The sequence below is a fragment of the Polyangium fumosum genome (genome assembly GCF_005144585.1).
Lineage (GTDB): Bacteria > Myxococcota_A > Polyangia > Polyangiales > Polyangiaceae > Polyangium > Polyangium fumosum.
The window spans coordinates 1-3,595 of the sequence record NZ_SSMQ01000169.1; the positions used below are offsets into that span (position 1 = coordinate 1).

Sequence of the window (3,595 nt, forward strand, 5' to 3'; positions counted from 1 at the left end):
CGACACGGAAGGCCGGGAGGTAGCGCTCCCGGCCTTCGTCTTTCTACAAGGCGCCCGCAAGCCCCCGTCCTACGCGCGGTTTGTCGCCGTGACGAACTTCTCGCCCCAGGGCTCGACACGCGCCGTGACGCCCACCAGGCCGAACTCGTGGTCACGTTTTCCGCGGATTTGGGTGAGCGTCTACAAACGCCTCGCTCAAGTCGATCTGCCCTCGGTCCCGTAAGTCCCCGGCCAAGGCGTACAGGATCCTTTCGAGCGTGCCGTCCTTCGACCACTGCTGAAACCGTCGATGGCACGTCTGGTAGGATGGATATCTCTCGGGCAGGTCAGCCCATCGAGCACCGGTGCGCAAGATCCACAAGATGCCATTGAGCACCTCGCGCGCATCCTTCCACGGCCTCCCGCGGCGATCGGCGCGCACGCGAGGCGCAGGGATAAGAGGCTCGAGGAGCGCCCACTGAGGGTCTGTCAGGTCCACACCTGCATATGTCGCCAGCACGAGAAATGTACCGACCGCTGGACCATCCCTCGTTCGATTGATCCTACAAAGTAGGATGTTGGAGCTGATGGACCTACTGGATGGTTTATGAGATGACTTCTAGCAAAAACCAGCGCTTACGCTGGGCTACTCTGCGAAGATGTACGACTCTCTACAGCAGAAGGTCACTGCGTTCTCGTCATCCTCGATCGCCTCGCCGATGTGCTCCCCGCCACCCGCCTCGCACGTGCCGGCGATGTACGCGTGATCCGTGATTGCCTTCCCGCCCATCGCCCGGCCGGCTGGGAAGATGACATCGCACGCGCCGTCCACGGATGAAACGATCCGCTGGTGGAACTCCGACCCGCACGCCCCGTCATCGAAGAGCCGCAACGTGGCAACACACGCCCCCCCCTGCGGAGCACCGCACGTGCAGGCCGTGCAATTGCGCGATTCCTTGGGCTGAAACGGGTACATGGTCCGGGGAAGCTCCCAATTGTAGGGCTTGGGGCATTTCGTATGCTTCCCTTTCTGCCAGATGCATTGACGGTAGGGGTAGAGCACCTTGGGGACGCAGAGCTGATCCCCCGTGCCACAGAGCGACGTGTCGAGGCTCGACCGACAGGCGAGCGCGCCCGTCTCCCATTCCGTGATCCTCGTCCCGCCCAACTTGATGATGTCCGATGGCTTGACATCGCATTTCTCGTTGACCGGAGCCGGAAGCGCCGAGAACGTGATCGACTGCGCGCAGGGGACGCCGCTCCCCGGGGGACACTCCGCCCCAGTGGGTAACGCGTTCGCATTCGTGCAGCTCCCATCCCACCCCCCCACACCGTCAAAAGGGAGCGACGGCACCCCCACCGCGCCGCACATTCCGGCCCCGATCGTGATCGACCCCGGGACGCCGCTACATTGCCCCGTCGCTTTCTGGCACTCGCAGGGGTCGCACTGCATGGTGGGAGCCGTGAGGCCGGCGTAGAGCTTGAACTGTTCGCCTCCAACGAAGGGGCACCCCTTCGGCATGTCTTGGGCCGGGCCGATCCAGACGGCCCACGGAACCTGACTCCAGAACCCCGCCGGGGTCTCGGAGTCGTCGGGGATCTCGACGCATTCACCGCCTTGCGCCTCGCATGCGGCTTGTGGTTCGGCGTCCGCATCGGCTCCGGCATCGCGAATGCATGCAGGGTCAGGGAAGAAGGCATCCGGATCGCAGATGTACGTACCAACATCCGAGATCGTGCCGCAGCCTTGCCATACCATACCAATTGGAATAGCGAACCCGACGGTTATTACAATGGGAAGGCGACGCGTGAACATAATACCTCCATAACGGGCCAGAGTTAGAACGACCAGAGCCCCACAGCCGAAACCCCCGCCATAACGGCTGGCTGATCGGCGATCGTGGTGCGTTCGATATCGATGCGTGTACGACTAGCGAAACCAATCAATTCGACACTAAGCCGCGCACCAAGCCTAGATCCCACCCATTGCGCACCTAGCCTGCCGCCTAAACCGGGCTTCATCCACGTGAACGAAGAGTTAGCGAATATGTCTTGTGTCGACTCCACCCGAATGATCCCTAAGTGCCCGGATGCACAACCAAACAGCCAATGCCAATGACCACAGATGCTAGCAATGCCACCTGCTGTCATTGCCTGTAGTGGTCGGCCGCCAATGCCGCTGGTTAACCACGCAGCACGTGCATCCAAGTCTAAAGACAGGACCGGCATCAATCGGACACTGCCGGAAAGGACGACGCCGACCGCCGGAGCCCACGACGCCACCCCCAGCACCATGACCGGCCCCGCGCCAATCGAACCCCTCACCCCCGACTTCTTACCATCGCCCCCCGGGGTATCGTCATACCCATACGGATCCTCCTGCTTCGGCAACGGCTTCCCATCCACGACCGCTACCGCCCCAGCCATGCCTAGCCGAGGCTCCCCAAGCGGCTCCATGCGTACCTCTGGAAGACCGGGCGGCCGTGGGATGGCCGCTGGCTCCGGGGGAGCCTTGGGCGCTGGGGTGGGCTCGATGGGAGGATCCGGGGGGAGCGGCGTCAGGGTGACAGGGACGTCCATGCTCCCGCCCTTGCACGCCGTGAACACCGCGCGCCCGTCCCGATACCCCGTGAGGGTCGCGCGGATCTCGTGCTCGCCTGGCGAAAGGAAGACAAAAAACGCGTTCATTCGCGCTCGATTCCACGGCTTCCCATCGATCGTGGTCGTCTCCGGTGCGTGGCTCACCTGCACGTCGACCATGCACACCGCATCACGCGCGATGCCGTATGCGGTAGTAAACGCCTTTCGCTCTGTGGGGGAAGCGCTCCAATCACGATTGACGGCAGTATGGAGCAAATCGGCCGCTTGCGCGTGTCGCCCCATCTTCACGAGCAACATCCCGAGACGGCCGGCGATGAGGGGATCGGAGCGGATCGCGAGAGCATCCGAATAGGCGATCACTGCATCGCCGATCTTTCCAGCGGCCCTTGCACGATCGCCGCGTGACGCATACTCGGCGAAGCGTATCTCATCCGCGGCAGCAGAGATCGTCGCTGGATCCACGCCCTGCGCCGTGCTCGTGTCGTCGGCGAGCACGGGTGCGGCGAGCCCAAGACCACTCGCGACAACAACCACCGCCAGACGTCCCGATACCATGGGACGACCGTAGACAAACCTGCACACGGGGTCAAGTGGGTTTGTAGCTACGAACCCTCGGAACGATTCAGCGCAACAAATCGGCCGGACTTGCGCCGCTTTTCGTGTGGGTGTTTCCTCCGCGGAGCGCGTCGAGCCGCTCGTCTGCCTCGGGCGGCAGCGCGGGATCCGGCGTCGGTGTGGAGCGCGGCTGTAGGCGTTCGATCGGATCACAGGTCCGCGTGCGTTCGGGGACTGGGATCCTGCATTGGATGACCTCGTGGCCATGGAAGGCCCGTTCGGCAATCGCGACGACGTAGACGGACGGCATCCGGACGAGCTTCGGCGGGTCGGGGAAGAGGAGTAGAAGTCATCCCATAAACCATCCGGTAGGACCATCGGCTCCAACATCCCACTTTGTGGGATCAATTTAACCAGCGTCGGTCCAGCCGTCGGTACATTTTCACGGCTGGCGACATAT

General features: G+C 62.9%; 4 protein-coding genes. 1 reads left to right on the forward strand and 3 read right to left on the reverse strand.

The window, feature by feature from the left end; genetic code table 11:
• Positions 1-223, forward strand: a 223-nt coding sequence (locus tag E8A74_RS54480; protein ID WP_211365657.1) for a hypothetical protein, incomplete at its 5' end; no start/stop codon positions are given.
• On the opposite strand, the gene E8A74_RS56280 is transcribed toward E8A74_RS54480, so the two are convergent.
• The 3 genes from E8A74_RS56280 to E8A74_RS51510 form a co-directional block, all read right to left on the reverse strand.
• A complete protein-coding gene (locus tag E8A74_RS56280) occupies positions 152-499 on the reverse strand; it encodes an IS5 family transposase (RefSeq protein WP_170230029.1) in 348 nt (115 codons plus the stop codon). The two genes, E8A74_RS54480 and E8A74_RS56280, sit on opposite strands and share 72 nt — an antisense overlap.
• A gap of 126 nt (positions 500-625) precedes the next feature.
• Positions 626-1,738 carry a hypothetical protein gene (locus tag E8A74_RS51505; protein ID WP_136936561.1) on the reverse strand — a complete coding sequence of 371 codons (1,113 nt, stop codon included), beginning with the start codon at positions 1,736-1,738 and terminating at the stop codon, positions 626-628.
• Positions 1,739-1,818: 80 nt separating this feature from the next.
• Positions 1,819-3,135 (reverse strand): hypothetical protein, encoded by a 1,317-nt coding sequence (locus tag E8A74_RS51510; RefSeq protein ID WP_136936562.1) that lies wholly within the window; start codon positions 3,133-3,135, stop codon positions 1,819-1,821.
• Positions 3,136-3,595: the final 460 nt, after the last annotated feature.

Coding starts and splice junctions, on each gene's coding strand:
- E8A74_RS51505 (WP_136936561.1), bottom strand. CDS start 1,738: ATGGTATGGCAAGGCTGCGGCACGATCTCGGATGTTGGTACGTACATC.
- E8A74_RS51510 (WP_136936562.1), bottom strand. CDS start 3,135: ATGGTATCGGGACGTCTGGCGGTGGTTGTTGTCGCGAGTGGTCTTGGG.